This is a genomic window from Streptomyces sp. NPDC092952 (assembly GCF_044754785.1).
GTDB lineage: Bacteria > Actinomycetota > Actinomycetes > Streptomycetales > Streptomycetaceae > Streptomyces.
On record NZ_JBIVPT010000007.1, the window covers coordinates 989 to 26,633 of the forward strand.

21 protein-coding genes and 1 pseudogene are annotated in these 25,645 nt (G+C 73.6%); 17 read left to right on the forward strand and 5 right to left on the reverse strand.

Features of this window, described 5'->3' with window-relative positions:
- Together ACIQGQ_RS18460 and ACIQGQ_RS18465 are read left to right on the forward strand one after the other, a co-directional pair.
- A pseudogene (locus ACIQGQ_RS18460) lies at positions 1–560 on the forward strand (hypothetical protein); the annotation flags it as partial.
- Positions 545–1,303 (forward strand): hypothetical protein, encoded by a 759-nt coding sequence (locus ACIQGQ_RS18465; RefSeq protein WP_402396944.1) that lies wholly within the window; start codon positions 545–547, stop codon positions 1,301–1,303. The pseudogene ACIQGQ_RS18460 and the gene ACIQGQ_RS18465, both read left to right, overlap by 16 nt.
- A gap of 66 nt (positions 1,304–1,369) precedes the next feature.
- Here the strand turns inward: ACIQGQ_RS18465 and ACIQGQ_RS18470 are convergent, their stop codons facing one another.
- Positions 1,370–2,653: a DUF1015 domain-containing protein gene (locus ACIQGQ_RS18470; protein ID WP_402396947.1), complete on the reverse strand. Its 1,284-nt coding sequence runs from the start codon at positions 2,651–2,653 to the stop codon at positions 1,370–1,372.
- A 71-nt stretch (positions 2,654–2,724) separates the two neighbouring features.
- Here ACIQGQ_RS18470 and ACIQGQ_RS18475 point away from each other — a divergent pair, with 71 nt between their 5' ends.
- Both ACIQGQ_RS18475 and ACIQGQ_RS18480 read left to right on the forward strand, forming a co-directional pair.
- Positions 2,725–3,753, forward strand: a complete 1,029-nt coding sequence (locus tag ACIQGQ_RS18475) for an HAD-IIA family hydrolase (protein ID WP_402396950.1) — start codon at positions 2,725–2,727, stop codon at positions 3,751–3,753.
- Between the two features lie 134 nt (positions 3,754–3,887).
- On the forward strand, positions 3,888–4,721 hold the full coding sequence (locus tag ACIQGQ_RS18480; protein WP_402396953.1) for an ABC transporter ATP-binding protein: 834 nt from the start codon (positions 3,888–3,890) through the stop codon (positions 4,719–4,721).
- On the opposite strand, the gene ACIQGQ_RS18485 is transcribed toward ACIQGQ_RS18480, so the two are convergent.
- On the reverse strand, positions 4,710–5,057 hold the full coding sequence (locus ACIQGQ_RS18485; protein WP_402396956.1) for an SCP2 sterol-binding domain-containing protein: 348 nt from the start codon (positions 5,055–5,057) through the stop codon (positions 4,710–4,712). The two genes, ACIQGQ_RS18480 and ACIQGQ_RS18485, sit on opposite strands and share 12 nt — an antisense overlap.
- A 43-nt stretch (positions 5,058–5,100) precedes the next feature.
- On the opposite strand from ACIQGQ_RS18485, the gene ACIQGQ_RS18490 reads away from it, so the two are divergent.
- From ACIQGQ_RS18490 to ACIQGQ_RS18515, 6 genes are all read left to right on the forward strand, one after another.
- Positions 5,101–5,409, forward strand: a complete 309-nt coding sequence (locus tag ACIQGQ_RS18490; RefSeq protein WP_402396959.1) for a hypothetical protein — start codon at positions 5,101–5,103, stop codon at positions 5,407–5,409.
- Positions 5,410–5,416: 7 nt separating this feature from the next.
- On the forward strand, positions 5,417–6,232 hold the full coding sequence (locus ACIQGQ_RS18495; protein ID WP_402396962.1) for a TlyA family RNA methyltransferase: 816 nt from the start codon (positions 5,417–5,419) through the stop codon (positions 6,230–6,232).
- A gap of 17 nt (positions 6,233–6,249) precedes the next feature.
- The gene (locus ACIQGQ_RS18500) at positions 6,250–7,155 is read left to right on the forward strand and encodes an NAD kinase (RefSeq protein WP_402396965.1); all 906 of its coding nucleotides are present in this window, start codon (positions 6,250–6,252) and stop codon (positions 7,153–7,155) included.
- A 107-nt stretch (positions 7,156–7,262) separates the two neighbouring features.
- On the forward strand, positions 7,263–9,008 hold the full coding sequence (recN, locus tag ACIQGQ_RS18505; RefSeq protein ID WP_402396968.1) for a DNA repair protein RecN: 1,746 nt from the start codon (positions 7,263–7,265) through the stop codon (positions 9,006–9,008).
- Between the two features lie 77 nt (positions 9,009–9,085).
- Positions 9,086–9,838, forward strand: a complete 753-nt coding sequence (locus tag ACIQGQ_RS18510; protein WP_402397676.1) for a hypothetical protein — start codon at positions 9,086–9,088, stop codon at positions 9,836–9,838.
- A 174-nt stretch (positions 9,839–10,012) separates the two neighbouring features.
- Complete coding sequence (locus tag ACIQGQ_RS18515; protein ID WP_402396971.1) at positions 10,013–11,113, forward strand: glycosyltransferase family 4 protein; 1,101 nt, start codon at positions 10,013–10,015, stop codon at positions 11,111–11,113.
- Positions 11,114–11,122: 9 nt separating this feature from the next.
- On the opposite strand, the gene ACIQGQ_RS18520 is transcribed toward ACIQGQ_RS18515, so the two are convergent.
- On the reverse strand, positions 11,123–12,748 hold the full coding sequence (locus ACIQGQ_RS18520) for a PucR family transcriptional regulator (protein ID WP_392279238.1): 1,626 nt from the start codon (positions 12,746–12,748) through the stop codon (positions 11,123–11,125).
- Positions 12,749–12,966: 218 nt separating this feature from the next.
- Between ACIQGQ_RS18520 and ACIQGQ_RS18525 the strand changes: the two genes are divergently transcribed.
- Complete coding sequence (locus tag ACIQGQ_RS18525) at positions 12,967–13,839, forward strand: sulfurtransferase (protein ID WP_402396975.1); 873 nt, start codon at positions 12,967–12,969, stop codon at positions 13,837–13,839.
- A gap of 10 nt (positions 13,840–13,849) precedes the next feature.
- Here the strand turns inward: ACIQGQ_RS18525 and ACIQGQ_RS18530 are convergent, their stop codons facing one another.
- Together ACIQGQ_RS18530 and ACIQGQ_RS18535 are read right to left on the reverse strand one after the other, a co-directional pair.
- On the reverse strand, positions 13,850–14,977 hold the full coding sequence (locus tag ACIQGQ_RS18530; RefSeq protein WP_402397679.1) for an MFS transporter: 1,128 nt from the start codon (positions 14,975–14,977) through the stop codon (positions 13,850–13,852).
- Between the two features lie 427 nt (positions 14,978–15,404).
- Positions 15,405–17,207 (reverse strand): glycoside hydrolase family 15 protein, encoded by a 1,803-nt coding sequence (locus ACIQGQ_RS18535; RefSeq protein ID WP_366300230.1) that lies wholly within the window; start codon positions 17,205–17,207, stop codon positions 15,405–15,407.
- Positions 17,208–17,632: 425 nt separating this feature from the next.
- Between ACIQGQ_RS18535 and ACIQGQ_RS18540 the strand changes: the two genes are divergently transcribed.
- The 6 genes from ACIQGQ_RS18540 to ACIQGQ_RS18565 all read left to right on the forward strand — a co-directional run bounded on the left by ACIQGQ_RS18540 (position 17,633) and on the right by ACIQGQ_RS18565 (position 25,584).
- Positions 17,633–19,294, forward strand: a complete 1,662-nt coding sequence (locus ACIQGQ_RS18540) for a CTP synthase (protein ID WP_402396979.1) — start codon at positions 17,633–17,635, stop codon at positions 19,292–19,294.
- Positions 19,295–19,386: 92 nt separating this feature from the next.
- Complete coding sequence (locus tag ACIQGQ_RS18545; protein ID WP_402396982.1) at positions 19,387–20,013, forward strand: NUDIX domain-containing protein; 627 nt, start codon at positions 19,387–19,389, stop codon at positions 20,011–20,013.
- A 173-nt stretch (positions 20,014–20,186) separates the two neighbouring features.
- Positions 20,187–22,250, forward strand: a complete 2,064-nt coding sequence (locus tag ACIQGQ_RS18550; protein ID WP_402396985.1) for a tetratricopeptide repeat protein — start codon at positions 20,187–20,189, stop codon at positions 22,248–22,250.
- Positions 22,251–22,393: 143 nt separating this feature from the next.
- Positions 22,394–23,509 (forward strand): alanine dehydrogenase, encoded by a 1,116-nt coding sequence (gene ald / locus ACIQGQ_RS18555; protein ID WP_402397682.1) that lies wholly within the window; start codon positions 22,394–22,396, stop codon positions 23,507–23,509.
- A 369-nt stretch (positions 23,510–23,878) separates the two neighbouring features.
- Positions 23,879–24,994 carry a ParA family protein gene (locus ACIQGQ_RS18560; protein WP_352280561.1) on the forward strand — a complete coding sequence of 372 codons (1,116 nt, stop codon included), beginning with the start codon at positions 23,879–23,881 and terminating at the stop codon, positions 24,992–24,994.
- Positions 24,991–25,584, forward strand: a complete 594-nt coding sequence (locus ACIQGQ_RS18565; protein WP_402397684.1) for a hypothetical protein — start codon at positions 24,991–24,993, stop codon at positions 25,582–25,584. The genes ACIQGQ_RS18560 and ACIQGQ_RS18565 overlap by 4 nt, the downstream gene beginning before the upstream one ends.
- Positions 25,585–25,645: the final 61 nt, after the last annotated feature.

The following is a 25,645-nucleotide window of genomic DNA, read 5'->3' on the forward strand; positions in this document are numbered from 1 at the left end:
CCGGGACGACAACCGTGGCGGCGGCTTCCGCCGTGACGACAACCGCGGTGGCGATAGTCGTGGTGGTGGGTTCCGCCGAGATGACAACCGCAGTGGCGACAACCGTGGCGGTGGGTTCCGTCGTGACGACAGCCGGCGTGATGACAGCCGTGGCGGTGGTTACGGTGGTGGGTTCCGTCGTGACGACCGTGACCGTGATCGTGGGCCGCGTCGGGATGATGAGCGCGGTGGGTTCCGTGGACCCCGCCGCGACGACGACCGGCCGCGTGGTCCGCGTCGCGACGACGACCGTGGCAGCTACCGCCGTGACGACAACCGCCGGGACGACAACCGTGGCGGCGGCTTCCGTCGTGACGACAACCGCCGGGACGACAACCGCGGCGGCGGGTACCGCGGGCAGCGGGACGACCGGGGTGGTCGGGGCGGTGGCTACCGCGGACGCGACGACCGCGGCGGCTACGACCGTCGTGACGACCGGGACCGCGAGCCGGTCAAGCGGCTGCCGATTCCCGAGGACGTCACCGGCGACGAGATCGACAAGGACGTGCGGCAGGAGCTGATGAGCCTGCCGAAGACCCTGGCCGAGGACGTCTCGCGCAACCTCGTCATGGTGGCCCGACTGATCGACGAGGACCCCGAGCAGGCATACGCGTACTCGCGGATCGCGCTCCGGCTGGCCTCGCGGGTGGCCGCTGTGCGGGAGGCGGCCGGCTTCGCCGCGTACGCCACGCAGAAGTACTCGGAGGCGCTGGCGGAGTTCCGGGCCGCCAAGCGGATGACCGGTTCCGTGGAACTGTGGCCCGTCATGGCGGACTGCGAGCGCGGGCTCGGGCGGCCCGAGCGGGCGCTGGCGATGGCCGGTGAGCCCGAGGTGCAGAAGCTGGACAAGGCCGGGCAGGTGGAGATGCGCCTGGTCGCCGCCGGTGCCCGGCGGGACATGGACCAGCTCGACGCCGCCATCGTCACGCTCCAGAGCTCCGAGCTCGCGTCGAGCGCCGTGCACCCCTGGACGGCCAGGTTGCGCTACGCGTACGCCGACGCGCTGCTGGCCGCCGGTCGTGAGAACGAGGCCCGGGAGTGGTTCGGGAAGGCGCTGGAGGCGGACAAGGACGGCTCCACCGACGCGTCGGACCGGCTCGCCGAGATGGACGGTGTCGAGTTCGTCGACGCCCTCGACGAGGAAGAGGCCGACGAGAACGGGGCCGACGAGAACGAGAACGGGACCGACGGCAACGGCGACGCCGTGAGCCCGGAGCCGGAGACCGCCACGGACAGCGACAAGGACCGTACGCCCGAGGCGTGAGACCAAGAAGAGAGGGCGGCACCCCGGGACCCGGGGTGCCGCCCTCTCTCGTTTCTCCGTTCCGGCTCAGTCCAGATCGAGGTCGAGACTGCGCAGGACCAGCCCGGTGGCCGGCTTCGGGCCGAACGACGTCGACTTGCGAGGCATGGTGACCCCCTGCCGGGCGAGATCCCGGACCACCTCCTCGCGTACCGGATGCATCAGGACCGCCGTGCCGCCCCGCCGTTCGGCCTGCTCCACGGCGGCGGCGGTGTCATGGATGTAGGCGATGTGCTCCGGGGCGTCCGGTATCTCCCAGATGTGGTCGAGCAGGGCCGCGTGCAGGACCGTCGCGTCCAGGCCCCGCCAGGCGGGCGGGCGGTCGGCGGGAATTGTGCGGGCCAGCAGACCGGGATCGGGGCGGTCGACGAGATGGAAGCCGCCGTCGCCGGCGAGCAGGAAAGCGTTGCCCCCGGCGGACGCCCCGGCGAGCTCCTCCAGCGCGTCGGGGAGCGGGCCGGGCACCTCGCGTACCCGGAAGAGACCGTCCAGGGCGGCCAGCGCAGCGTCGACCGGGAGCCGGTGCAGCAGCCGGTGGATGGCGCGTACCCGGAGCGGATAGCGGGCCGTGTCGACGAGCAGGACCAGGCCGAAGTCCCAGGGGCCGGGCACCGTGTGCTCCCGCTGGAGGCGGAGGTAGGTGGCCCAGCGATGGTGCCCGTCGGCGATCAGCGCCTGGTGGTGGGCGAGATCGGTGCCGATCTCCGCCTGCTCGACGGGGTCGGTGACCGCCCAGAGCCGGTGCCGGAACCCGTCCTCGGTCGTGGTGGTGAGCAGCGGGGGGCGGTCCGTCGCCCGCTCGATGACGGCGGCCGCCCCCGCCTCCCGGCCGTCGCCCCGGTAGCTGAGCAGCAGCGGTTCGAGGTGTGCCGCGGTGGTGCGCATCAGGTCGGCCCGGTCCTCCACGACATGGGCCATCACGTCCTCGTGCGGCAGGACGACGCCCTCGGCCGGGGCGGAGAGCGCCAGCGCCCCGATGACCCCCCGTTGCAGCAGATCGCCGTTGCGCTGCTCGTACACGTACAGAGCGGGCTCGTGGTCCGGTGCGAGGACGCCCTCGGCGAGCCAGAGCTTCAGGGTCCGCGCCGCCTGTTCGTGACGGGCCGCGGCCGTGTCCGCCTGGGGCAGGATCAGCCGGACGATGTTGTGCGGATCGGCCGACTCCAGATGATGGAGTCCGTCGGGCCGCACCACCACGTCGTACGGGGGTGAGGTCACCGCGGCGAGACTGCCGACCTGCTCGGGAACGTACCGCAGCCCACGGAACGGAATCAGACGCAGTCCCTGGCCGGCCGGACCTGATGTGTTCATCCGTGCATGGTAAGTGCGGGACGGGGATGCGCGATGATCTGAGCAGAAGCGGTGAGCGAGGAGCACAAGGAATGAGTCACACGGGCAGAACCCGACCCAGTGGCAGCGGTACGGCGCTGAGCAGGGCGTACGACACGGCGCTGCTCGATCTCGACGGGGTGGTCTACGCGGGCGACCGGGCGATCGTCCACGCCGTCGACGCGCTGGCGGTGGCGCGGAACGGGGGGATGCACCTGGCGTACGTCACCAACAACGCCCTGCGCACACCGGACGCGGTGGCCGGCCATCTGACCGCGCTCGGTGTCCCCGCGGAGCCCGGTGACGTGATCACCTCGGCGCAGGCGGTGGCCCGGTTGATGGCCGATCAGCTGCCCCCCGGTGCCCGGGTGCTGGTGGTGGGCGGCGAGGGGCTGCGGTCCGCGGTGCGGGAGCGCGGTCTGGTGCCGGTGGAGTCGGCGGACGACGACCCGGCCGCGGTGGCCCAGGGGTACGGCGGCCCGGACATGGCCTGGGGGCGGTTCGCCGAGGCCGCGTACGCGGTCGCGCGCGGGGTGCCGTGGTTCGCGTCCAACACCGACCTGACGATCCCGAGCGCCCGGGGCATCGCACCGGGCAACGGCGCCGCGGTCGAGGTCGTACGGATCGCGACCGGTGCCGAGCCGCAGGTGGCCGGGAAGCCGCTGCCGCCGATGCACCGGGAGACGGTGCTGCGGACCGGCGCCGAACGCCCGCTGGTGGTCGGCGACCGGCTCGACACGGACATCGAGGGCGCGTTCAACGGAGGCGTGGACTCCCTGCTGGTGCTCACCGGAGTGACGGACGCGGCGCGGCTGCTGGCCGCCGTGCCGGAGCACCGGCCGACCTACGTGGACGCCGACCTGAGGGGACTGCTGACCGGGCAGCCCGAGGTGGCGGAGCGCGGCGGCGGGTTCGTGTGCGGGGGCTGGACGGCCTCGGTGCGCGGCGACGGGCTGGCGCTGGACGGGGACGGGGACGCGCTGGACGGGCTGCGGGCGCTCTGCGGGGCGGCCTGGTCGTACGCGGGGGAGGGCTCCTGCGGGCTGGACGCGGGCAAGGCGGTCGCCCGGCTGGGGCTTTAGGGGCGGGAGGCCGGTCCGCGGCAGCGGGAGCAGGCCCACAACCACAGAAGAAGATAGGTTAACCTAACCTAACTTTGTTCTGGTCGGTGTGCCGCCGTTCCGCACCCGTCCCCTCCGACTCCGGGAGTACGACCATGCAGCGCCTCGCCGCGGACGCGGTGACCCTCGGCTACGACGGCAGGGTCGTCGCGGAGGATCTCTCGGTGGAGATCCCCGACCGTTCGTTCACGGTGATCGTCGGCCCCAATGCCTGCGGCAAGTCGACCCTGCTGCGCGCGCTCGCGCGGATGCTGAGGCCGGAGAGCGGCCGGGTGCTGCTGGACGGGCGGGCGATCCACCGACTGCCCGCGAAGAAGGTCGCCCGGACGCTGGGGCTGCTCCCGCAGTCCTCCGTCGCGCCGGACGGGATCACCGTCGCCGATCTCGTCGGGCGCGGCCGGTATCCCCACCAGGGGCTGCTGCGCCAGTGGTCGCCGGAGGACGAACGCGTCGTCGCGGAGTCGATGGCGGCCACCGGCGTCGACGCGCTCGCCGACCGCCATGTCGACGCGTTGTCCGGCGGACAGCGCCAGCGCGTCTGGATCGCCATGGCGCTCGCCCAGCAGACACCGCTGCTGCTGCTCGACGAGCCGACCACGTACCTCGACATCCAGCACCAGATCGATGTCCTCGACCTCTGTGCCGACCTGCACGAGACGCAGGGGCGCACCCTGGTCGCCGTCCTGCACGACCTGAACCACGCCGCGCGGTACGCCACCCACCTCGTCGCGATGCGGGACGGCCGGGTGATCGCCGAGGGACCGCCCGGCGAGATCGTCACCGCGGGCCTGGTGGAGCGGGTCTTCGGGCTGCGCTGCCAGGTGATCGACGACCCGGAGACCGGGACCCCGCTGGTGGTGCCGGCCGCGCGCGGACCGCGCCGGGCCGACGTCCCGACCGGCGGACCGTCGCCCCGCCTACAGCAGTGACCTCAGCCGCAGGAGATCGCGGAACCCCGCCTCCAGGCGGACCCGGCCCGAGGCCCAGGCGCGGGCGAAGTCCAGCTCGCCGTCGACCATGGCCACCAGGTCGCCGCCGGACATCGCGAGCCGGATCGCCGCCTTCTCGCGGGGCGGCCCCTCGACCGTGTCCAGCACCTGGATCCGGCCATCGGTCAGTCGGCCGGTGAACGTGACGTCGAGGTCCTTGATGTGGCAGCTCAGCGAACGGTCGACGGCGGCCGCGCCGCGTACGGCGCCGTCGGCCTCCGCGAGGCGGTCGGAAAGTCTGTCGAGTGCGCTGCGGCACTCCGCCATGGTCGCCATCGTGATCGACGGTACCCCAGCCCTTCGGGGTAGCGTTTCCCGCATGAACGACTCGACGCGGGAGATCCCGGGGGCGGGGGAGACGCGGGAGGCGGCGGAACCGGCGACGGCGGCCGTGACCGACCCCGCCGCACCGGCGCCCCTGGGCGTCCCCCGCACCCCCACCGGCCACGCCGGGGTGGACGCGGGCCTGGAGCGTCTCGCCGACGCCGACCACCTTCCGGCGGACGGACACATCGAGGTGTACGAGGATGTACACCGTGGGCTGCGCGAGACCTTGACCGCGCTGGACAACGCGCCCACGCCCGCACCGGTACCCGCACCGGTGCCCCCGCACGACAACAGGAGCTGAACCGAACGTGGCCGGAGTGGCACGCCGCCGTCTCGACGCCGAACTGGTACGCCGCAAACTCGCGCGCTCGCGTGAGCACGCCAGCCAGCTGATCGCCGCCGGGCGGGTCACCGTCGGCGGGAACACCGCGACCAAACCCGCCACCCAGGTCGAGACCAGTGCCGCCGTCGTCGTGACCAAGGACGACAGCGACCCCGAGTACGTCTCGCGCGGCGGGCACAAGCTCGCGGGCGCCCTCGCCGCCTTCGTCCCCCTCGGCCTGGCCGTCGAGGGGCGCCGGGCCCTGGACGCCGGGGCGTCGACCGGCGGCTTCACCGACGTACTGCTCAGGGCGGGCATCGGCCATGTCGTCGCCGTGGACGTCGGCTACGGGCAGCTCGCCTGGTCGCTCCAGTCCGACGACCGCGTCACCGTCAAGGACCGCACCAACGTGCGGGAGTTGACGCTGGAGGCGATCGACGGGCAGCCGGTGGACCTGGTGGTCGGGGACCTGTCGTTCATCCCGCTGGGGCTGGTCCTGCCCGCCCTGGCGCGCTGCGCCGCCCCCGGCGCCGACCTGGTCCTGATGGTCAAGCCGCAGTTCGAGGTGGGCAAGGAGCGGCTCGGCAGCGGCGGCGTGGTGCGCAGCCCCGAACTGCGGGCCGAGGCGGTCCGCGAGGTCGCGCGCCGGGCCTGGGAACTGGGCCTCGGAGTGCGGGGGGTGACGGCCAGCCCGCTGCCCGGCCCGTCGGGGAACGTCGAGTACTTTCTGTGGCTGCGGGCCGGGGCACCTGAACTGGATCCCGCGGATGTCGACCGTGCAGTGGCGGAGGGGCCTCGTTGACGACGAATGCGGCACGAATGACGACGGACGCGGCCCGGACCGTGTTCCTTCTCGCGCACACCGGCCGCCCGGCCGCGATCCGCAGTGCCGAACTGGTCGTACAGGGACTGCTCCGCAGCGGTCTGGGCGTACGGGTGCTGGCCACCGAGGCGGCGGACCTGCCGCTGCCGCCGTCCGTCGAGACGGTCACGGACACCACGCCCGGGGCGGTGGACGGCTGTGAGCTGCTGATCGTGCTCGGCGGGGACGGGACGCTGCTGCGCGGCGCGGAGTTCTCCCGCGCCTCCGGGGTGCCGATGCTCGGCGTCAACCTCGGCCGGGTCGGGTTCCTCGCCGAGGCCGAGCGCGACGACCTGGACAAGGTCGTCGACCGGGTCGTCACCCGCTCCTACCAGGTCGAGGAGCGCATGACGCTCGACGTCGTGGTGCGCACCAACGGCGACGTCGTCCACACCGACTGGGCGCTCAACGAGGCGGCCGTGCAGAAGGTGTCGCCCGAGCGGATGCTGGAGGTCGTCCTGGAGATCGACGGCCGCCCCGTGACCGGCTTCGGCTGCGACGGGATCGTCTGCGCGACGCCGACCGGATCGACCGCGTACGCCTTCTCGGCGGGCGGGCCCGTCGTCTGGCCCGAGGTCGAGGCGCTGCTGATGGTGCCGATCAGCGCCCACGCGCTGTTCGCCAAGCCGCTGGTGACCTCACCGGACTCGGTGCTCGCCGTGGAGGTCCAGCAGCACACCCCGCACGGGGTGCTCTGGTGCGACGGCCGCAGGACCGTGGAGCTGCCCGCCGGGGCGCGGGTCGAGGTGCGGCGCGGCGCGGTGCCCGTACGCCTCGCGCGGCTGCACCACGCCTCGTTCACGGACCGGCTGGTCGCGAAGTTCGCGCTGCCGGTCTCGGGGTGGCGCGGCGCCCCGCACTGACCGGCGGACGTTCCCCCGGAGGTGTCGCGAAGAGCGGTGCGCATACCCGGGAGAGTGAGCCGTGGAGCGGGGTACGTCGCACATCGGCCTTCGGACCTCGTAAGGTCGTGTCCGTGTTGGAGGAGATGCGGATACGGTCGCTCGGAGTCATCGACGACGCGGTGGTGGAGCTGTCACCCGGTTTCACCGCCGTGACGGGTGAGACCGGCGCGGGCAAGACCATGGTCGTCACCAGCCTCGGGCTGCTGCTCGGCGGGCGCGCGGACCCGGCCCTGGTACGGATCGGGGCCAAGGCCGCCGTCGTGGAGGGGCGGATCACGGTGTCCGAGGGGGACGCCGTCGCCCTGCGGGCGGAGGAGGCCGGGGGCGAGATCGAGGACGGCGCGCTGCTGATCAGCCGTACCGTCTCCGCCGAGGGACGCTCCCGGGCGCATCTCGGCGGCCGGTCCGTGCCGGTCGGGGTGCTCTCCGAACTCGCCGACGAACTCGTCGCCGTGCACGGCCAGACCGACCAGCAGGGCCTGCTCAAGCCGGCCCGGCAGCGGCAGGCGCTCGACCGTTACGCGGGCGACGGCGTCGCCCGGCCGCACGCCGTGTACGCGGCGGCCTACCAGCGGCTGCGGGCCGTCGCCACGGAGCTGGAGGAGCTGACCACGCGCGCCCGCGAGCGCGCCCAGGAAGCCGATCTGCTCCGCTTCGGGCTGGGCGAGATCGCCGCCGTCGAACCGCTGGCCGGTGAGGACGGCGAACTGGCCGCCGAGGCCGAGCGGCTCGGCCACGCGGAGGCGCTCGCCTCCGCCGCGTCCCTGGCGCACACGGCACTCGCGGGCGACCCGGAGGACCCGGAGGGCGTCGACGCGACGACGGTCGTCGCGGCCGCCGGACGGGCGCTGGACGCGGTGCGCGCCCACGACCCGGCACTGGCCGCGCTCGCCGACCGGATCGGCGAGATCTCGATCCTGCTCTCCGACGTCGCGGGCGAACTGGCCGGATACGCCGACCAGTTGGACGCCGACCCGCGACGGCTCGCCGCCGTGGAGGAGCGCCGCGCCGCGCTCACCGTGCTCACCCGTAAGTACGGCGAGGACATCGGCGCCGTGCTCGCCTGGGCCCAGGAGGGCGCCACCCGCCTCACCGAGCTGGAGGGCGACGACGACCGGATCGGCGAGCTGACCGCCGAGCGCGACGCGCTGCGGGCCGAACTCTCCGCCCTCGGGCAGGAGCTGACCGACGCACGCAACCGGGCGGCGGCGCTCTTCGCCGAGGCGGTGACCGAGGAGCTGGCCTCCCTGGCGATGCCGCACGCCCGGGTCTCCTTCGCGATCCGGCAGACCGAGGCGGCCGACGAGGCGTCCGGCATCGACATCGACGGGCGGAGCGTGGTCTACGGGCCGTCCGGCGCCGACGAGGTGGAGCTGCTGCTGGCCCCGCACCCCGGCGCCCAGCCGCGGCCGATCGCCAAGGGGGCCTCGGGCGGTGAGCTGTCCCGGGTGATGCTCGCCGTCGAGGTGGTCTTCGCGGGCGCCGACCCCGTACCCACGTACCTCTTCGACGAGGTCGACGCGGGCGTCGGCGGCAAGGCCGCGGTCGAGGTCGGGCGGCGGCTCGCGAAGCTCGCCCGGTCCGCCCAGGTCGTCGTCGTCACCCACCTTCCGCAGGTGGCGGCCTTCGCGGACCGGCAGTTGCTGGTCGAGAAGACCGTCGACGGGGCGGTGACCAGCAGCGGGGTCACGGTCCTGGAGGGCGAGGACCGGGTGCGGGAGCTGTCCCGGATGCTCGCGGGCCAGGAGGACTCCCAGACGGCGCGCGCCCACGCGGAGGAACTGCTCGCCGCGGCCCGCTCGGACGGCTGACACCCGCTCGTCGTCGCGGGACGGCCCGCCGGACGGTTCCGGCGGGCCGTCCCCGTAGGCTGGCGCGCATGGGAGCGATGTTCAGGAGGACCGTGGCGGCCGGTGCCGTCGCCGCGACGGTGGCGGGCGGGGCGTACCGGATCCTGCGGTCCCGGCCGCGCCCGTTCGGACGGCGCGTCAACCACGCGGGCCGCGCCGTCGACCTCTGCGCGGGCCCGGCCGCCGTGCTCGGGACCGCGGCCGGTGCGGCGGTCCTTCCGCTGCCGCCCCGTACCCGGTGCGCCGCCGTCCTCGCGGTGCTGGCGGCCGGCGGCTGCGGAGCCCACGACGACCTCGCCGGTGCGGGCGACCCGCGCAGCGGCTTCCGCGCCCACCTCGGCGCGCTCCGGGACGGCGAACTGACCACCGGCGCGGTGAAGCTCCTCGGCATCGGTGCCGCCGGGCTCGTCGCCGCGTCCCTGCTGAAGGAGCGGCCCGTCGACCGGGTGCTCGGCGCGGTGGTGATCGCCGGAACCGCGCACCTGGTCAATCTGACGGACATACGGCCGGCGGCGGCCGCCGCAACCGTCCTCGCCCTCGGCGCCCCCGGTCTGCCGGGCGGGCTCGCCGCCGCCCCGGTCGGCGCCGTCGCCGCGCTCCTCGCCGACGACCTGAGGGAGCGCACCATGCTCGGGGACACCGGGGCGCATGCCCTGGGCGCCGGGCTCGGGATCGCGATCGTCGCGGGCCGGGGCCGGGCCGGACTCCTCGCGCACGGAGCCGCACTGGTCGCGGCGGCGGCGTACGGGGACCGGATCGGGGACCTCGTCCGGGCGGTCGCGGACCGCTGAGGGCGGCGGACGGGCAACATCGCGCCGTTTTCTCACCCGTGCGGGTGGCAGGCGGTGTCCGGAAGTCGAGGTAAGGGCCATGACAGCCGCCCGACTGTGCCGGAACGCCCGTACGGACTGGCATCCTTGGCGGTGCCCTCACCACCGACTCGGGAGCCCCGGGAGCCATTCAACGTGTCACAGCTGCGTACGGTCCAAGTCCTGGGCGGCGGCAGCGCGGGCAGCAACGCCCACGTCGGCTCGCTGACCGCCGGGCTCGTGGCACGGGGCGTGCACGTCACCGTCTGCGCCCCCGCCGAACTGGACCACGCCTACGACTACTCCGGCACGGGCGCCCGGTTCACCCCCGTACCCCGGCGCGGCGACCCCGTCTCCGTCGCCGCCCTGCGCAGCGCCTGCGCGAGCGCGGACCTCGTCCACGCGCACGGGCCGCACGCCGCCGTGCGCGCCGCCCTCGCGCTCGGCGGGCGGAGCGTCCCCCTCGTCGTCACCTGGCACGCCCGCGCCCATGTCGACGGGGCCCGCCGCCGGCTGGTCCGGATGATGGAGCGACGGGCCGCGCGGGCGGCCGCGGTCGTCCTCGGCACCACGTCGGACCTGGTCGACCGGGCGCGCCGGAGAGGGGCGCGGGACGCCCGGCTCGCACCGGTCTCCGCCCCCGCGCCCCGGCTGCCGGACGGGGCCCGGCCGGACAAGGCCAGGGCCGAACTCGGCGTGGTGGGAAGGCCGTTGATCGTCACCTGCGGAAGCCTCGTACCGCATCACGGCTACGGCACCCTGCTCGACGCCGCCCGGATGTGGCGGGACCTCGACCCCGGGCCGCTCCTGGTCGTCGTGGGCGAGGGGCGGGAGCGGTCCGCGCTCCAGCGCCGGATCCGGGACGAGGAGCTGCCCGTCCGGCTCGTCGGCGACCGCGAGGACCGCGCCGAGCTGCTCGCCGCGGCGGATCTGGCCGTGCTGCCCAGCAGTTGGGAGGAGCGCTCGGTGCAGGCGCAGGAGGCGCTCAGGCTCGGCGTCCCGCTGGTCGCCACCGCGGTCGGCGGCGTGCCCGACCTGGTGGGCGACGCGGCGGAGCTCGTGCCGTACGGCAACGCGGAGGCGCTCGGGCGGACGGTGGCCCGGCTGCTCGGCGATCCGCTGCGGCGCGCGGAGATGGCCGCCACCGGGCTCGCGCAGGCCGCCGGCTGGCCCACCGAGGACGACACCATCGCCCAAGTCCTCAGCGTGTACGACGAGTTGACCCAGCCGCTGGCGGTGGCGGTACGGGCGCGCTGAGCCTCCCGGCTACTCGGTGTGCCGGCGGGCCCGGAGCGCCAGGCTCAGCGCCAGCACCGCCTGCGGGTCGTCCAGATCGGTGCCGAGCAGCTCCCCGATCCGGGCCAGCCGGTTGTACAGGGTCTGCCGGTTCAGATGCAGCTCCCGCGCCGTCTCCGCCTTGCGGCCCGCGTGCGCCAGATACGTCTCCAGCGTCGGCAGCAGCGCGGGGCGCGAGGTCCGGTCGTGGTCCCGCAGCGGCCCGATCGCCCGGTCCACGAACGCGGCCAGGTCCGGGTGGTCGCGCAGCCGCCACAGCAGCAGGTCGATGTCGAGACGCCGGGCGTCGTACCAGGGCCGGTCGTCGAGGCCGTACGCGGCCGTCGCCGTCTCGGCGGCGTGCCGCAGGCTCGCCCCGGCCGTCGCCCAGCCGCCCGCCACCCCCACCACCACGACCGGGGGCCGTGCCCCGGCCCGTTCGAGACCGGCCCGCTCCACCCCGGCCCGCAGCGCCGTCGCGACCCGGTCCGCGACCGCCGTGCGCTCCGACTCGGACCGCAGTCCCAGCAGCACCGGCACCCGGCCCTCCACCGGCCGCACCCCCAGCAGCACCGGCACACCCACCGACGACAGTTCCTCCAGCACCGCGCGGGCCAGCGACGCCCAGTTCCCGGACGCCGACAGCTCCGGGGCCAGCCGCATCACGACCGGCAGCAGCGGCAACGCACCCGGCTTGAAGCCCAGGACCCGGGCCTGGGCGGGCGCGTCCTCCGGCGTGATCCGGCCCTCGGCGAGATCGGAGAGGAAGTCCCCCCGGCCCCGGGCGGCGAGCTCCTCCTCCTGGCGGGCCTGCATCAGGACGACGGCGAGGATGCCCGCCGCCCGCTCCGCGGCCATCCGGTGCACCGGCAGCAGCGGCCCGGACACCGCCAGCAGCACCAGCCTGGCCCGCACCGCACCGGTGCCGGGCCCGCCACCCGGCACGTCCACCAGCACCGAACCGGTCGGCGGCGCCTCGCGGGCCGCCCGCCCGCCGCGCATCCCGTCCCACACCTGGAGCGGATCGGCGCCGACCGGGCCGGTGCCGGGCCCCGCCGCGTACAGCAGCTGCCCGTCCGCCGTCTCCAGGAAGACCGGGTTGGCCGCGAAGTCCGCCAGGATGCCGAGGACCTGGGGCACCCCGCCACCGCCGAGCAGCGCCTGGGTGCACCGCCGGTGCACGTCCTCGGCCTGCCGCAGCAGGGCGTAGTGGCCGTTGACGATCTCGGTGTGGATCTCCTCCGTCACCGCGACGAACGGGACCTCGCGGTGCAGCTGCACCAGCGGCAGCCCCGCGGCCCGGGCGGCGTCCACTATCGAGGACGGCAGCCGGCTGAAGCGCGGACCGAGCTCCACCACCAGGGCGGCGATCTGCCGGTCGGCGAGCCTGCGGACGAAGGCGCGCTGCTCGGCCGGACGGGTGCCGAGCCCGAGCCCCGTGGTGAGCAGCAGCTCACCGCCCTTGAGCAGCGAGGCGATGTTCGGGACCTCGCCCGCGTGCACCCAGCGGACCGTACGGTTCAGCCGCTCCGAGCCCGCCACCACCTCCGGGAGCCCGCCCCGCAGCCCCGGCAGCTCCAGGGCTCGCTGCACGGTGATTCCGCCTTGGGTCTCCACTTGCTCAGGCCTCGTACTTCCACTTGATCCGATGGGCGTCCGCCCTGGTTCTCACCTTGATTTTCGCCCCGATTCAGGACGGTACCGGCACTCGGCGCCCAAGGCGCCGCCGGGGGAGCCGGTGCGGGCCTGCGTTGACACGGGGCGAGCGCCGCTGCGATCTTGTGGACGCCGCGCGGTCCGGGCGGCCCCGTATCCGCAGAGACGACCTTGGAGCAATGGTGGGCGACGTGTCCCGGGAACCGTCCGGCCCGCTGGTCGGGGCCGACTGGCTGGCGGCGCGGATCGGCGCACCGGACGGGCCGGTGGTCCTCGACGCCTCGGTCGGGGCGCATCGGGGCGGGGAGCGGCGCATTCCCGGCGCACGGGTCTTCGACATCGACGGAGCCCTCTCCGACCCCTCCGTACCGCTGCCCCACACGATGCCCGGCGCCGACCGGTTCACCCGGGAGCTGCGCGCCCTCGGCGTGAACGACGCGGACACCGTCGTCGTGTACGACGGCGCCGGGATCTACTCCAGCGCCCGGGCCTGGTGGATGCTGCGGGCGATGGGCCTCGACCGGGTCGCGGTGCTCGACGGCGGCCTGCCCGCCTGGACCGCGGCCGGACTGCCCCTGGAGAGCGCCCCTCCCGCGCCCCCGGCGGCTCCCGGTGACTTCACCGCACGACCGCGCGCCGGGATGTTTGTCACCGCTGACGAGGTGGCGCGGGCCCTGACCGATCCCGCCGCGGTGGTCCTCGACGCCCGGTCGCCGGAGCGGTACGCCGGCACCGTCGCCGAGCCCCGGCCGGGGCTGCGCGCCGGACACATGCCGGGGGCTGCCAACCTGCCCTTCGACACCCTCCAGCACGACGGGCGGATGCGCCCGGCGGACGAGCTGCGCGCCGCGCTCACCGCCCGCGCCGGGGAGCGCGAGCGGTTGGTCCTCAGCTGCGGATCGGGGGTCACCGCCTGCGTGCTGGCCCTGGCGGCGGAACTCGCCGGGTACCGAGGGCAGGCGGTGTACGACGGTTCGTGGAGCGAGTGGGGGATGGCCTCGGGGCCGCACCCCGTGGCGACCGGGGCGGACGGGCCCGCGCCCGCGCAGTGAGACCGGCCCGCTAACCGGCGGACTCCGGCCCGGGGGCCCGCAGCAGTCGCTCGCCGAGCAGCACCGCGCACGCCCCTGCCGCCAGCAGCCCGCCGACGAGGAAGGTGCCCCGCGCTCCGGCGAGCGGCAGGATCAGTCCGCCGAGCGCGGCGCCCGCCGCGATGCCGAGGTTGTACAGGCCGGAGTTGGCCGCGAGTGCGATGTCCGTGCGGCCCGGCGCGCACCGCAGCATGGCGTTCTGGGTGGTCATGAACACCGGCCCGAGCGCACCACCCGTCAGCGCCAGGAACACCACCGCCGCCACCGGCTCGGCGCCGACCGCGTAGAGACCGAGCATGCCCACCGCCTGGGTGGCGACGGCGGTGGCCAGGGTGGTTCGGGGGAAGCGGTCCAGCAGTGCCCCGGTGACGCTCACTCCGGCCAGGCACGCGACTCCGAAAGTGACGAGAAGGACGTTGACCGCGCTTGAGGAGAACCCGCTCACGTCGCCCAGGAACGTGACGATGTACGTGTATCCCGTGAAGGCCCCGGTGGCGGACAGGGTGCCGGCCACCAGTACGGTCCCGAACCGGCGGACGTCGGGACTGGTTCCGTAGGCGGCGTGCTCCTCCTCCGGACGGGAGGTGGGCAGCAGAACGGCGATGGTCACCAGCGAGACGAGTCCCAGAGCCGCGAGCACGGCGACGGGCACCTGCCAGTCGCTCCGCCGGCCCAGCCAGGTCCCCGCGGGGACACCGAGCACGAGGGCGAGCGACCCGGCGACGGACAGCGCTCCGACCACGCGGCCACGGACCTCGGGGGTGAACAGGCCCACCGCGACCGGGGCCATCACCGCCCAGAACAACGCCTGGGCGAGCGCGGTCAGCAGCCGCGCGAGGAGGAGCACCCAGTAGGAGGTCGCCAGCGCCGCCACCAGACTGGACACGACCAGCGCGGCCAGGAGCCAGGTGAGCACATGGCGCCGGGGCACGGCCCGCACGGCGTGGGCGAGCGGCAATGACGCGACGGCCACCGTCACGCCGTAACCGGTGACCAGGAGGCCGACCGCCGGCACCGACACCCGGAGGCTCCCGGAGATGAGTTCCAGGAGTCCGACAGGCAGGTTCTCCGCGGTGTTCAGGGTGAAGGCGGCCAGCATCAGGGCCAGGAGCACCGCCGACCTCCGCCCCGCGGACGGACGCGCCGTGGCCTCGCGCCCTCTTCCCGGCCACGCCCTTCGCGCCTGCTCGGCGGCATCGCTCATGCGGGTAGCCCACCGGGTCGGCCGGTCCCGCCGCAACCGGATTCGTCCGCCGTGCGGGGAGCCCGGAGAACGACCGGCGCATACGGTGCCCGGTCGGGGGACGGGCGGGGTCCGCCCCGGCGTCCGGAGCAGCGGCCCGACCGGCCGCCGAACACCGGACCGTCCCGGTCGCCCGCGCCGGGGACGACCGGGACGGTCCGGTGCACGAACAGGGGAAACCGCGCGGGCCGGAGGCACGCACCCCGCCCACCCGCCGTACCGGGTGCGGCCACGACATCCCGCGCGGAATCCGGCACGGGCGGACGGGACCGCGCCGGGCCGGTCAGCCGACGTACGCCCCGCTCGCGGTCAGCCGGAGCGCCGTGTCGATCAGCGGCACATGGCTGAACGCCTGCGGGAAGTTGCCCACCTGGCGCTGGAGCCGGGAGTCCCACTCCTCCGCGAGCAGGCCCAGGTCGTTGCGGAGCGACAGCAGCCGCTCGAAGAGCTGGCGGGCCTCGTCGACCCGGCCGATCATCGCCAGATCGTCCGCCAGCCAGAACGAGCAGGCCAGGAAGGCGCCCTCGTCGCCCTCCAGACCGTCCACCCCGGCGTCCTCGCCGGACGTCGGATAGCGCAGCACGAAGCCGTCCTCGGTGGACAGCTCCCGCTGGATCGCCTCGATCGTGCCGATCACCCGCTTGTCGTCCGGCGGCAGGAAGCCCATCTGCGGGATCAGCAGCAGCGAGGCGTCCAGCTCCCGTGAGCCGTAGGACTGGGTGAAGGTGTTGCGCTCCGGGTCGTAGCCCCGCTCGCAGACGTCGCGGTGGATCTCGTCGCGCAGCTCGCGCAGCCGCTCCACCGGGCCCTCCGCGTCCCCGGACTCGATGAGCTTGATCGTCCGGTCGACGGCGACCCAGGCCATCACCTTCGAGTGGACGAAGTGGCGGCGCGGTCCGCGCACCTCCCAGATTCCCTCGTCCGGCTCGTCCCAGTGCTTCTCCAGGTACTCGATCAGCTTGAGCTGGAGCCCCGTCGCGTAGTCGTTGCGGGTCAGGCCGGTCATGTGGGCCAGGTGCAGGGCCTCGGTGACCTCGCCGTACACATCCAGCTGGAGCTGGCCCGCCGCGCCGTTGCCGACCCGGACCGGGGCGGAGTTCTCGTAGCCGGGCAGCCAGTCCAGCTCGGCCTCGCCCAGCTCGCGCTCGCCCGCGATGCCGTACATGATCTGGAGGTTCTCCGGGTCGCCGGCGACGGCCCGCAGCAGCCACTCGCGCCAGGCGCGGGCCTCCTCGCGGTAGCCGGTGCGCAGCAGCGAGGAGAGGGTGATCGCGGCGTCGCGCAGCCAGGTGTAGCGGTAGTCCCAGTTCCGGGAGCCGCCGATGTCCTCCGGCAGGGAGGTGGTGGGGGCGGCGACGATGCCGCCGGTCGGCGCGTACGTCAGGGCCTTGAGCGTGATCAGGGAGCGGACCACCGCCTCGCGGTAGGGCCCGTGGTACGTGCACTGGTCGACCCACTCGCGCCAGAACTCGGCGGTCGCGTCCAGCGAACCGTCCGGGTCCGGAAGGCCCGGCGGCCCGTGGTGCGAGGGCTGCCAGCTGATCGTGAACGCCACCCGGTCGCCCGGCGCCACCGTGAAGTCGGAGTACGTCGTGAGGTTCTCGCCGTACGTCTCGGCGGAGGTGTCCAGCCAGACGGAGTCCGGGCCCGCGACGGCGACCGTGCGCCCGTCGACCTTGTGCACCCACGGGGTGACCCGGCCGTAGCTGAACCGCATCCGCAGCTCCGAGCGCATCGGCACCCGGCCGCTGACCCCCTCCACGATCCGGATCACCTGCGGGGCCCCGTCGCGCGGCGGCATGAAATCGGTCACCCTGACCGTGCCGCGCGGGGTGTCCCACTCCGATTCCAGGATCAGGGAGTCCCCGCGGTAGCGGCGGCGGTCCGCGGCCTGCGGTCCCGTCCCGTCCGCGGGCACCGGGCCGAGGCGCCAGAAGCCGTGCTCCTCGGTGCCGAGCAGCCCCGCGAAGACGGCGTGCGAATCGAAGCGGGGAAGGCACAGCCAGTCCATCGTGCCGTCCCGGCAGACCAGCGCGGCCGTCTGCATGTCTCCGATGAGTGCGTAATCCTCGATGCGCCCGGCCACGTGCAATCTCCAGTCGAACGGCCATGGAGCCCCGTAGGGCATTGCTGCGAAAGAAGGGGAAAACGGGAAACAGAGTGTCGTCGCAAGGCGTTGGTACGGGAAAACCTGCGAACGCTTCACCTCGCCCGGGGCGAGTGGTCCGAGCAGGATACGACGCACTCCGTTGATCCGCGCGACGGTCTTGACAACCGGACAGCTCCGAACGGGTGTGTGTACGGACACCCGCGGTGATCATGCGTGGTGGCGGTCGGGACGCCGCCGGAAGCGGGTCCCACTCGGCGCTGTTACCCTGGTAGCCCGTGGACCGGTGGTCGTCCGCAACCGCAGACGAGGCCCCCGAACCGCAGCGACGGCACCTCCGGAGTCTCCGGACGGCACAGCCGGTACGCACCTCACGATCGCGACCACGGGAGCCCCCTTTGGCTATGCAGCCCACATCCACGACGACCAAGCACATCTTCGTCACCGGGGGTGTCGCCTCATCCCTCGGCAAGGGTCTGACTGCCTCCAGCCTCGGTGCCCTGCTCAAGGCGCGTGGCCTCCGGGTCACCATGCAGAAGCTCGACCCCTACCTCAACGTCGACCCGGGCACGATGAACCCGTTCCAGCACGGTGAGGTGTTCGTCACCAACGACGGCGCCGAGACCGACCTGGACATCGGCCACTACGAGCGCTTCCTCGACGTCGACCTCGACGGCTCGGCCAACGTCACCACCGGCCAGGTCTACTCCCAGGTGATCGCCAAGGAGCGGCGCGGCGAGTACCTCGGCGACACCGTGCAGGTCATCCCGCACATCACCAACGAGATCAAGCACCGCATCCGCCGCATGGCCACCGACGACGTCGACGTCGTGATCACCGAGGTCGGCGGCACGGTCGGGGACATCGAGTCGCTGCCGTTCCTGGAGACCGTCCGCCAGGTCCGCCACGAGGTCGGCCGGGACAACGTCTTCGTCGTCCACATCTCGCTGCTGCCCTACATCGGCCCGTCCGGCGAGCTGAAGACCAAGCCCACCCAGCACTCCGTCGCCGCGCTGCGCAACATCGGCATCCAGCCCGACGCCATCGTGCTGCGCGCCGACCGCGACGTGCCGACCGCCATCAAGCGCAAGATCTCCCTGATGTGCGACGTCGACGAGGCCGCCGTGGTGGCCTGCGTGGACGCCAAGTCGATCTACGACATCCCGAAGGTGCTGCACACCGAGGGCCTGGACGCCTACGTCGTGCGCAAGCTCGACCTGCCGTTCCGCGACGTCGACTGGACGACCTGGGACGACCTGCTGGACCGGGTCCACAACCCCGACCACGAGGTCACCGTCGCGCTCGTCGGCAAGTACATCGACCTGCCGGACGCCTACCTCTCGGTCACCGAGGCCATCCGGGCCGGCGGCTTCGCGAACCGGGCCCGGGGCAAGGTCAAGTGGGTCGCCTCCGACGACTGCAAGACCGCGGCGGGCGCCGCGAAGCAGCTCGGCGACGTCGACGCGATCTGCGTCCCCGGCGGCTTCGGCGACCGGGGTGTCGACGGCAAGATCGGCGCCATCCGCTACGCCCGCGAGAACAAGCTGCCGCTGCTCGGCCTCTGCCTGGGCCTCCAGTGCGTGGTCATCGAGGCCGCGCGCAACCTCGCGGAGATCCCCGACGCCAACTCCACCGAGTTCGACGCCGCCACCGCGCACCCCGTCATCTCGACGATGGAGGAGCAGCTGGCGTACGTCGAGGGCGCCGGCGACCTGGGCGGCACCATGCGGCTCGGCCTGTACCCGGCGAAGCTCGCCGAGGGCTCGGTGGTCCGCGAGGCGTACGAGGACCAGCCGTACGTGGAGGAGCGCCACCGCCACCGCTACGAGGTCAACAACGCCTACCGGGCCGAGCTGGAGAAGAAGGCCGGACTGGTCTTCTCCGGCACTTCGCCGGACAACAAGCTCGTCGAGTACGTCGAGTACCCCCGCGAGATCCACCCCTACCTGGTCGCCACCCAGGCGCACCCGGAGCTCCGCTCCCGTCCGACCCGCCCGCACCCGCTCTTCGCGGGCCTGGTCAAGGCGGCCGTCGAGCGCAAGACCGGTGCCACCCCGGGCAAGTAGTCCGGGGCCGCACAGGCATTAACGTTGACCGGGGTACGGATCCGCGAAGGACGCCGTACCCCGGTTTCCGTGGTTTTCGTGGGAGGACGCAGATGGGTTTCCAGGACACGCCCGAGGAGTGGCAGGTCACCGCGACCGAGACGCCCTTCACCGGCAACAAGACCAGCGTCCGCACCGACGAGGTGGTGATGCCGGACGGCACCGTCGTACGCCGCGACTACCAGGTCCACCCCGGTTCGGTCGCCGTGCTCGCGCTCGACGCGGACGGCCGGGTCGTCGTGCTGCGCCAGTACCGCCACCCGGTGCGCCACAAGCTCTGGGAGATCCCCGCCGGACTGCTCGACGTCCCCGGCGAGAACCCGCTGCACGCCGCCCAGCGCGAGCTGTACGAGGAGGCGTACGTCAAGGCCGAGGACTGGCGGGTGCTGACCGACGTCTTCACCACGCCGGGCGGCTGCGACGAAGCCGTACGGATCTTCCTGGCCCGCGGCCTCTCCGAGGCGGACGGGGAGCGCTTCGAGGTCTCCGAGGAGGAGGCCGACATGGAGCTGGCCCGGGTGCCGCTCCAGGAGCTGGTCCGGGGGGTGCTCGCGGGGGAGCTGCACAACAGCTGCCTGGTGGTGGGCGTCCTCTCGCTGGCGGCGGTGCTCGCCGGTGACGGGATCGATTCGCTGCGGCCGGCCGAGGCGCCCTGGCCGGCCCGCCCGTTCACGGTCTGACGGGCCACCCGCCCGACGGGCCCGCACGGTCCTTCGATCGGACAAGCCGTTGATCCGATCGGGGGATGCCTGCGGCACGCTCCGCCGGGAACGCCCGCGCGCCTGAACTACGCTCGGAACGCCCTGACCGGAGTCCCGGCGGGCGACGCGTGCAGCGAAGTGGAGCGTGGCCCGTGACGGATCAGGCGGTGGACACCAGCGGCCCGGTCGAGGCGCCGGGAGCCGAGGAGCCGTCCGGTGCCGCCCCACCCCGATTCCTCGGCCGGGAACGGGAGTTGAAGGCCCTGCGCGCCGATGTCGGGCACGCGGGTCTGGACACCCTGGCCGGCCGCCGGGCCGCCCGCGCCCGGGTCCTGCTGATCGCCGGGCGTCCCGGATCCGGCCGTACCGCGCTCGCCGACGAACTGGTCCGGACGCTGCTCGCCGAGGGCGGCCACCCCGACGGGCCGTTCCGCGTCCGGCTCACCGAACCCGGCGGCACCCCGGTCCCCACCGAGCGCACCGCCCGCGAACTCCTCGACCGGTTCGGCGTGACCGGCCCGCCCGGCGCGGACGGGGACGAGCTGGCCGGGATGGTCCGCGACGAGCTGGCCGGGCGGCGTGCCGTGCTGGTCCTGGACGACGCGGTGGACGCCGAACAGGTCGACCCGCTGCTGCCGGACAACCCGGACTGCCTGGTCGTCGCGACCTCCGGGGGCCCGCTGACCGGCATCCCGGGCGTCCGGCCCTGCACCATCGGCGGTCTGGAGGCGGGCCCGGCCGTCCGGCTGCTGGCCCGGCTCATCGGCGAGGTGCGCATCACCGTCGACCCCCGGACCGCCGAGACCCTCGCGGAGGAGTGCGGCGGACTGCCGGCCGCCCTGGTGCTGGTCGGCGGCTGGCTCGCCGCGCACCCGATGGCCTCGGTCGCCGACGCCACCCGGCGGCTGCGCGAGTCGGCGGACACCACCGAGCCGTCCGCCGGACCCCGCCCGCTGGCCCGCGCCTTCCGGCTGGTCCACGACGCGCTGCCGCCGGTGTCCGCCCGGATACTGCGGCTGCTCGCCCTCGCGCCCGCCGGGCTCGTCGACGCCCACACCGCGTCCGCGCTGGCCGGCTGCTCCGTATCGGCCGCGCAGCGGACCCTCGACGACTTCGTCTCCCTCGGACTGCTGCACGGTGACGGGGCCGGGCGGCCGCAGTACGAGGTGCCCGGCTGCCTCGCGCCGCTGCTGCGGGAACTGCTGGCGGAGCGGGACCGGCCGGCGGAGATCCAGCTGGCCAGGGCCCGGATGCTGGAGCGGACCGTACGGCTGCTCCAGTCCTGCCGGGCGGTCACCGAGCCCGAGGGCTCCCCGGTCCGCCGCAGGCTCGCCGGGCTGCCCAGGTCGCTGCGGTTCCCCGGGCCGGAGGCCGCCGCCGCGTGGCTGCGGGCCCGTCGGCCGGCCCTGCTCGCCGCGGCCCGCGCGGCCGTCGAGGACGGCGAGCTCGACACGCTGGCGCGGAGGCTGGTCTCGGCCCTGGTGCGGGCGCTGGCGGTGCACGAGGGCACCGAGTCCGCCGCCCCCGAGCTGTACGGACTGCACGGCCTGGTGCTGGCGGTCGCCGAGCGGCGCGGGCTGGCCCGCGAACAGGCCGCCGCGCTGCTCAACCTCGCCGACCTCGACGCCGGCAACGGCCGCACCCGGGAGGCGCTGGCCCGCTACCGGGCCGCGCTGGACGCCGGACGGGCCGCGAAGGACCTGTACGCCACCGGCCGCGCGATGGAATCCGTAGCCGGCGCCTACGCGGAGCTCGGGGACTTCCAGCGGGCCTCCGACTGGTACGGCCGGGCGCTGGCGCACCGGCTCGGCCAGGGGGAGCGGGCCGAGGAGGCGCGGCTGTACGGGCGGCTCGGCGCCGTGCACACCTACGCCGGGCGGTACGGCGAGGCGCTGCGGAACTGGCGCGCCGCGGCGGCCGGCTACCGCAGGCTCGGGGACGTACCGGGCCAGGCGCGGGCGCTCAGCGAGGTGGCCCGGGTGCAGGAGTACGCGGGGCGGCCGCAGGAGTCGCTGCGCACCTGCCAGGAGGCCGTCGAATGGGCCCGACGGGCCGAGGACGTACGGCTCCAGGCGGCGCTGGAGCTCCGGCTGGCCGACACCCTCGACCGGCTCGGCGACCCGGCGGCGGCCGGGCTGCACCGGGGTGTGGCGGACAGACTGCTGAATCAGAAGGGTGTGACCTACGAAATCCGCAGTGCCCCGACAGAAAAATAATGCTTTGTAAGGCTAGACACTGAGAAACCCTTCATTAGAATGGTCGTGCCGCGTGTGTTCGCGGTGTCTCCATTTACGTAGTGTCTATCCGGGTATGTATTGCTATGTCCGGATAACCCTCTGAGTCAAGGACCGTGATCGACGTGAAGGTCGGCATCCCCCGCGAAGTCAAGAACAACGAGTTCCGCGTGGCGATCACGCCTGCCGGTGTGAACGAGCTCGTCCGCAACGGCCACCAGGTCGTCGTCGAGAAGGACGCCGGTCTCGGCTCCTCGATCACGGACGCGGAGTACACCGCCGCCGGAGCCGAGATCCTCTCCACCGCCGACGAGGTCTGGGCCGCCGCCGATCTGGTCCTCAAGGTCAAGGAGCCGATCGCCGAGGAGTACCACCGCCTCCGCAAGGACCAGACGCTCTTCACCTACCTGCACCTCGCCGCCTCCCGCGAGTGCACGGACGCCCTCCTCGCGTCGGGCACCACGGCCATCGCCTACGAGACGGTCGAGACCGCCACCCGCGCCCTCCCGCTGCTCGCCCCGATGTCCGAGGTCGCGGGCCGCCTCGCCCCGCAGGTCGGCGCCTACCACCTGATGCGCTCGGCCGGCGGCCGCGGCGTGCTGCCGGGCGGCGTCCCGGGCACGGCGGCCGGCAAGGCCGTCGTCATCGGCGGCGGCGTCTCCGGCTGGAACGCCACGCAGATCGCCGTGGGCCTCGGCTTCCACGTCACGCTGCTCGACAAGGACATCAACAAGCTCCGCGAGGCGGACAAGGTCTTCGGCACCAAGGTGCAGACCGTCGTCTCCAACGCCTTCGAGCTGGAGAAGGCCGTCATCGAGGCCGACCTCGTCGTCGGTGCCGTGCTCATCCCCGGTGCCAAGGCCCCGAAGCTGGTCACCAACGAGCTCGTCGCCAAGATGAAGCCCGGAAGTGTCCTTGTCGACATCGCGATCGACCAGGGCGGCTGCTTCGAGGACTCGCACCCGACGACGCACACCGACCCGACCTTCAAGGTCCACAACTCGGTCTTCTACTGCGTCGCGAACATGCCGGGCGCGGTGCCGAACACCTCCACCTACGCCCTCACCAACGCCACGCTCCCGTACATCGTGGAGCTGGCCAACCGCGGCTGGGTCGAGGCGCTGCGCCGCGACGCCGCGCTCGCCAAGGGCCTCAACACCCATGACGGGCAGGTCGTCTACCGCGAGGTGGCCGAGGCGCACGGCCTGGAGCACGTCGAGCTGAGCTCGCTCCTCGGCTGACGGGTCAACCTCGTTCGTCAACCTCACGTGTCCGGCCGGACCTTGCCGAGCAAGGTCCGGCCGGAGGCATGTCCGGGCCCGGTCGGGTCGGCGTGCGACTCGTCTCGAACGTGAGCCTTCGACCGATTCGTACACCCGGGAAACGTGCACCCCAGTGGTCGCACGCCCTTGACAGCGGGGTGTTCGATTGCCGACACATCGGGCCGGGTCCGGCGGATTGTGTTGCTGCGGAGCGGTGACACGCCATAGAGTCGCCAATCGTCGGCATGGTGCCACGCTGACCTATCGATAAGTTTCCTGGTCACATCCAAGGAGGTAAGACGACTTGTGAATGAGTCGACATTTACTCCCGGGGGTGTCCGTCCAGGCATGTCCGCGCGGAGCCAGAGCCCGAACGGGCTGGAGGCTGTCGGCTCCGTCGCTGTCCGCACCTTCGCCACCCAACAGCACATGACGACAGCCCCCCAGATGATGGACGGCCTACACGTGAACGCCATGGCCGGCAACGAGAGTGGCCGGGACACCGCCCACTTCGCCGACTTCGACGAGCCCCAGGGGCACTTCTACGACCCCGACGCCGAGTACGAGCCCGATCCGGAGTACGCGGCCACCCTCGCGCCCGACGCCGCCCGGCAGCGCCGCGAGCGGATCGGCCCGACCGGCCGCCCCCTGCCCTACTTCCCGATCCCGGGCCCGCTGACCGATCACGGTCCCGCGAAGATCATCGCGATGTGCAACCAGAAGGGCGGCGTCGGCAAGACCACGTCGACCATCAACCTGGGTGCCGCGCTCGCCGAGTACGGACGGCGCGTCCTGCTCGTCGACTTCGACCCGCAGGGAGCCCTCTCGGTCGGACTGGGCGTCAACCCGATGGAGCTCGACCTCACGGTCTACAACCTGCTCATGGAGCGGGGCATGTCGGCCGACGAGGTCCTGCTGAAGACCGCGGTCCCCAACATGGACCTGCTGCCGAGCAACATCGACCTCTCGGCCGCCGAGGTGCAGCTGGTGAGCGAGGTGGCCCGGGAGTCCACGCTCCAGCGCGCCCTGAAGCCGCTGCTGGCCGACTACGACTACATCGTGATCGACTGTCAGCCGTCGCTGGGCCTGCTCACGGTGAACGCCCTGACGGCGGCCCACAAGGTCATAGTGCCGCTCGAATGCGAGTTCTTCGCCCTGCGCGGGGTGGCGCTGCTCACCGAGACCATCGAGAAGGTCCAGGAGCGCCTCAACCCCGATCTGGAGCTCGACGGCATCCTCGCCACCATGTACGACTCCCGTACGGTGCACAGCCGCGAGGTCCTCGCGCGCGTCGTCGAGGCGTTCGACGACCACGTCTACCACACGGTCATCGGGCGCACCGTGCGTTTCCCGGAGACCACCGTCGCCGGTGAGCCCATCACCACCTACGCCTCCAACTCGGTCGGTGCCGCCGCCTACCGCCAGCTCGCCAGGGAGGTGCTCGCCCGGTGTCACGCCGAGTGAGTCTGCCCGGGGCCGACGAACTGTTCCGTACCACCGGGGGGATGGGGCTCCAGGCATCCTCGCCCGTGGAACGGCGGCGCAAGGCGAACAGCGAGACCCGGGTGCCCGCTCCGGCCGGTGAGGGCGACGCCGCGGTGGACGGCGCCGGGACGGAACCGGACCGGGCCGCCGGAGGTGCCGCGCGCGAGGAGCACTCCGCGGCCGACGCCGACGCGGGGGAGCCGCGCAGCCGGGGCGGTGACGGAGACCGGACCGCGGCGGCCGGACGCGGCGCCCAGCGGCAGGCCCCGGCGCCCGCCGCCCAGGAGGCGGCCCCCGCCGCCGTCCAGCAGCAGCGGCGCGGGAGCGCGGGCGGGCGCGGTTCGAACCGCCGCCCCAGCGGCCGCGAGCGGCACGACGAGAAGATCACGGTCTATGTCTCGGCCGAGGAACTGATGGACCTCGAACACGCCCGCCTGGTGCTGCGCGGGGAGCACGGGCTGGCCGTCGACCGCGGGCGGATCGTCCGCGAGGCGGTCGCGGTGGTCCTGGCCGACCTGGAGTCGCGGGGCGACGCGAGCATTCTCGTACGGCGGCTGCGCGGCCGCTGACGGGCACGGCGCCGGTAGCCTGCCCGAAGGGGCGGCCGCCGGACGAGCGGTGCGGCCCCCT

What these genes read in the sequence shown, in the direction of transcription:
- ACIQGQ_RS18470 (WP_402396947.1), bottom strand. Translation starts at nt 2,653, where the DNA reads ATGAACACATCAGGTCCGGCCGGCCAGGGACTGCGTCTGATTCCGTTC.
- ACIQGQ_RS18475 (WP_402396950.1), top strand. Translation starts at nt 2,725, where the DNA reads ATGAGTCACACGGGCAGAACCCGACCCAGTGGCAGCGGTACGGCGCTG.
- ACIQGQ_RS18480 (WP_402396953.1), top strand. Translation starts at nt 3,888, where the DNA reads ATGCAGCGCCTCGCCGCGGACGCGGTGACCCTCGGCTACGACGGCAGG.
- ACIQGQ_RS18485 (WP_402396956.1), bottom strand. Translation starts at nt 5,057, where the DNA reads ATGGCGACCATGGCGGAGTGCCGCAGCGCACTCGACAGACTTTCCGAC.
- ACIQGQ_RS18490 (WP_402396959.1), top strand. Translation starts at nt 5,101, where the DNA reads ATGAACGACTCGACGCGGGAGATCCCGGGGGCGGGGGAGACGCGGGAG.
- ACIQGQ_RS18500 (WP_402396965.1), top strand. Translation starts at nt 6,250, where the DNA reads ATGACGACGGACGCGGCCCGGACCGTGTTCCTTCTCGCGCACACCGGC.
- ACIQGQ_RS18510 (WP_402397676.1), top strand. Translation starts at nt 9,086, where the DNA reads ATGTTCAGGAGGACCGTGGCGGCCGGTGCCGTCGCCGCGACGGTGGCG.
- ACIQGQ_RS18525 (WP_402396975.1), top strand. Translation starts at nt 12,967, where the DNA reads ATGGTGGGCGACGTGTCCCGGGAACCGTCCGGCCCGCTGGTCGGGGCC.
- ACIQGQ_RS18530 (WP_402397679.1), bottom strand. Translation starts at nt 14,977, where the DNA reads ATGCTGGCCGCCTTCACCCTGAACACCGCGGAGAACCTGCCTGTCGGA.
- ACIQGQ_RS18540 (WP_402396979.1), top strand. Translation starts at nt 17,633, where the DNA reads ATGCAGCCCACATCCACGACGACCAAGCACATCTTCGTCACCGGGGGT.
- ACIQGQ_RS18545 (WP_402396982.1), top strand. Translation starts at nt 19,387, where the DNA reads ATGGGTTTCCAGGACACGCCCGAGGAGTGGCAGGTCACCGCGACCGAG.
- ACIQGQ_RS18560 (WP_352280561.1), top strand. Translation starts at nt 23,879, where the DNA reads ATGTCCGCGCGGAGCCAGAGCCCGAACGGGCTGGAGGCTGTCGGCTCC.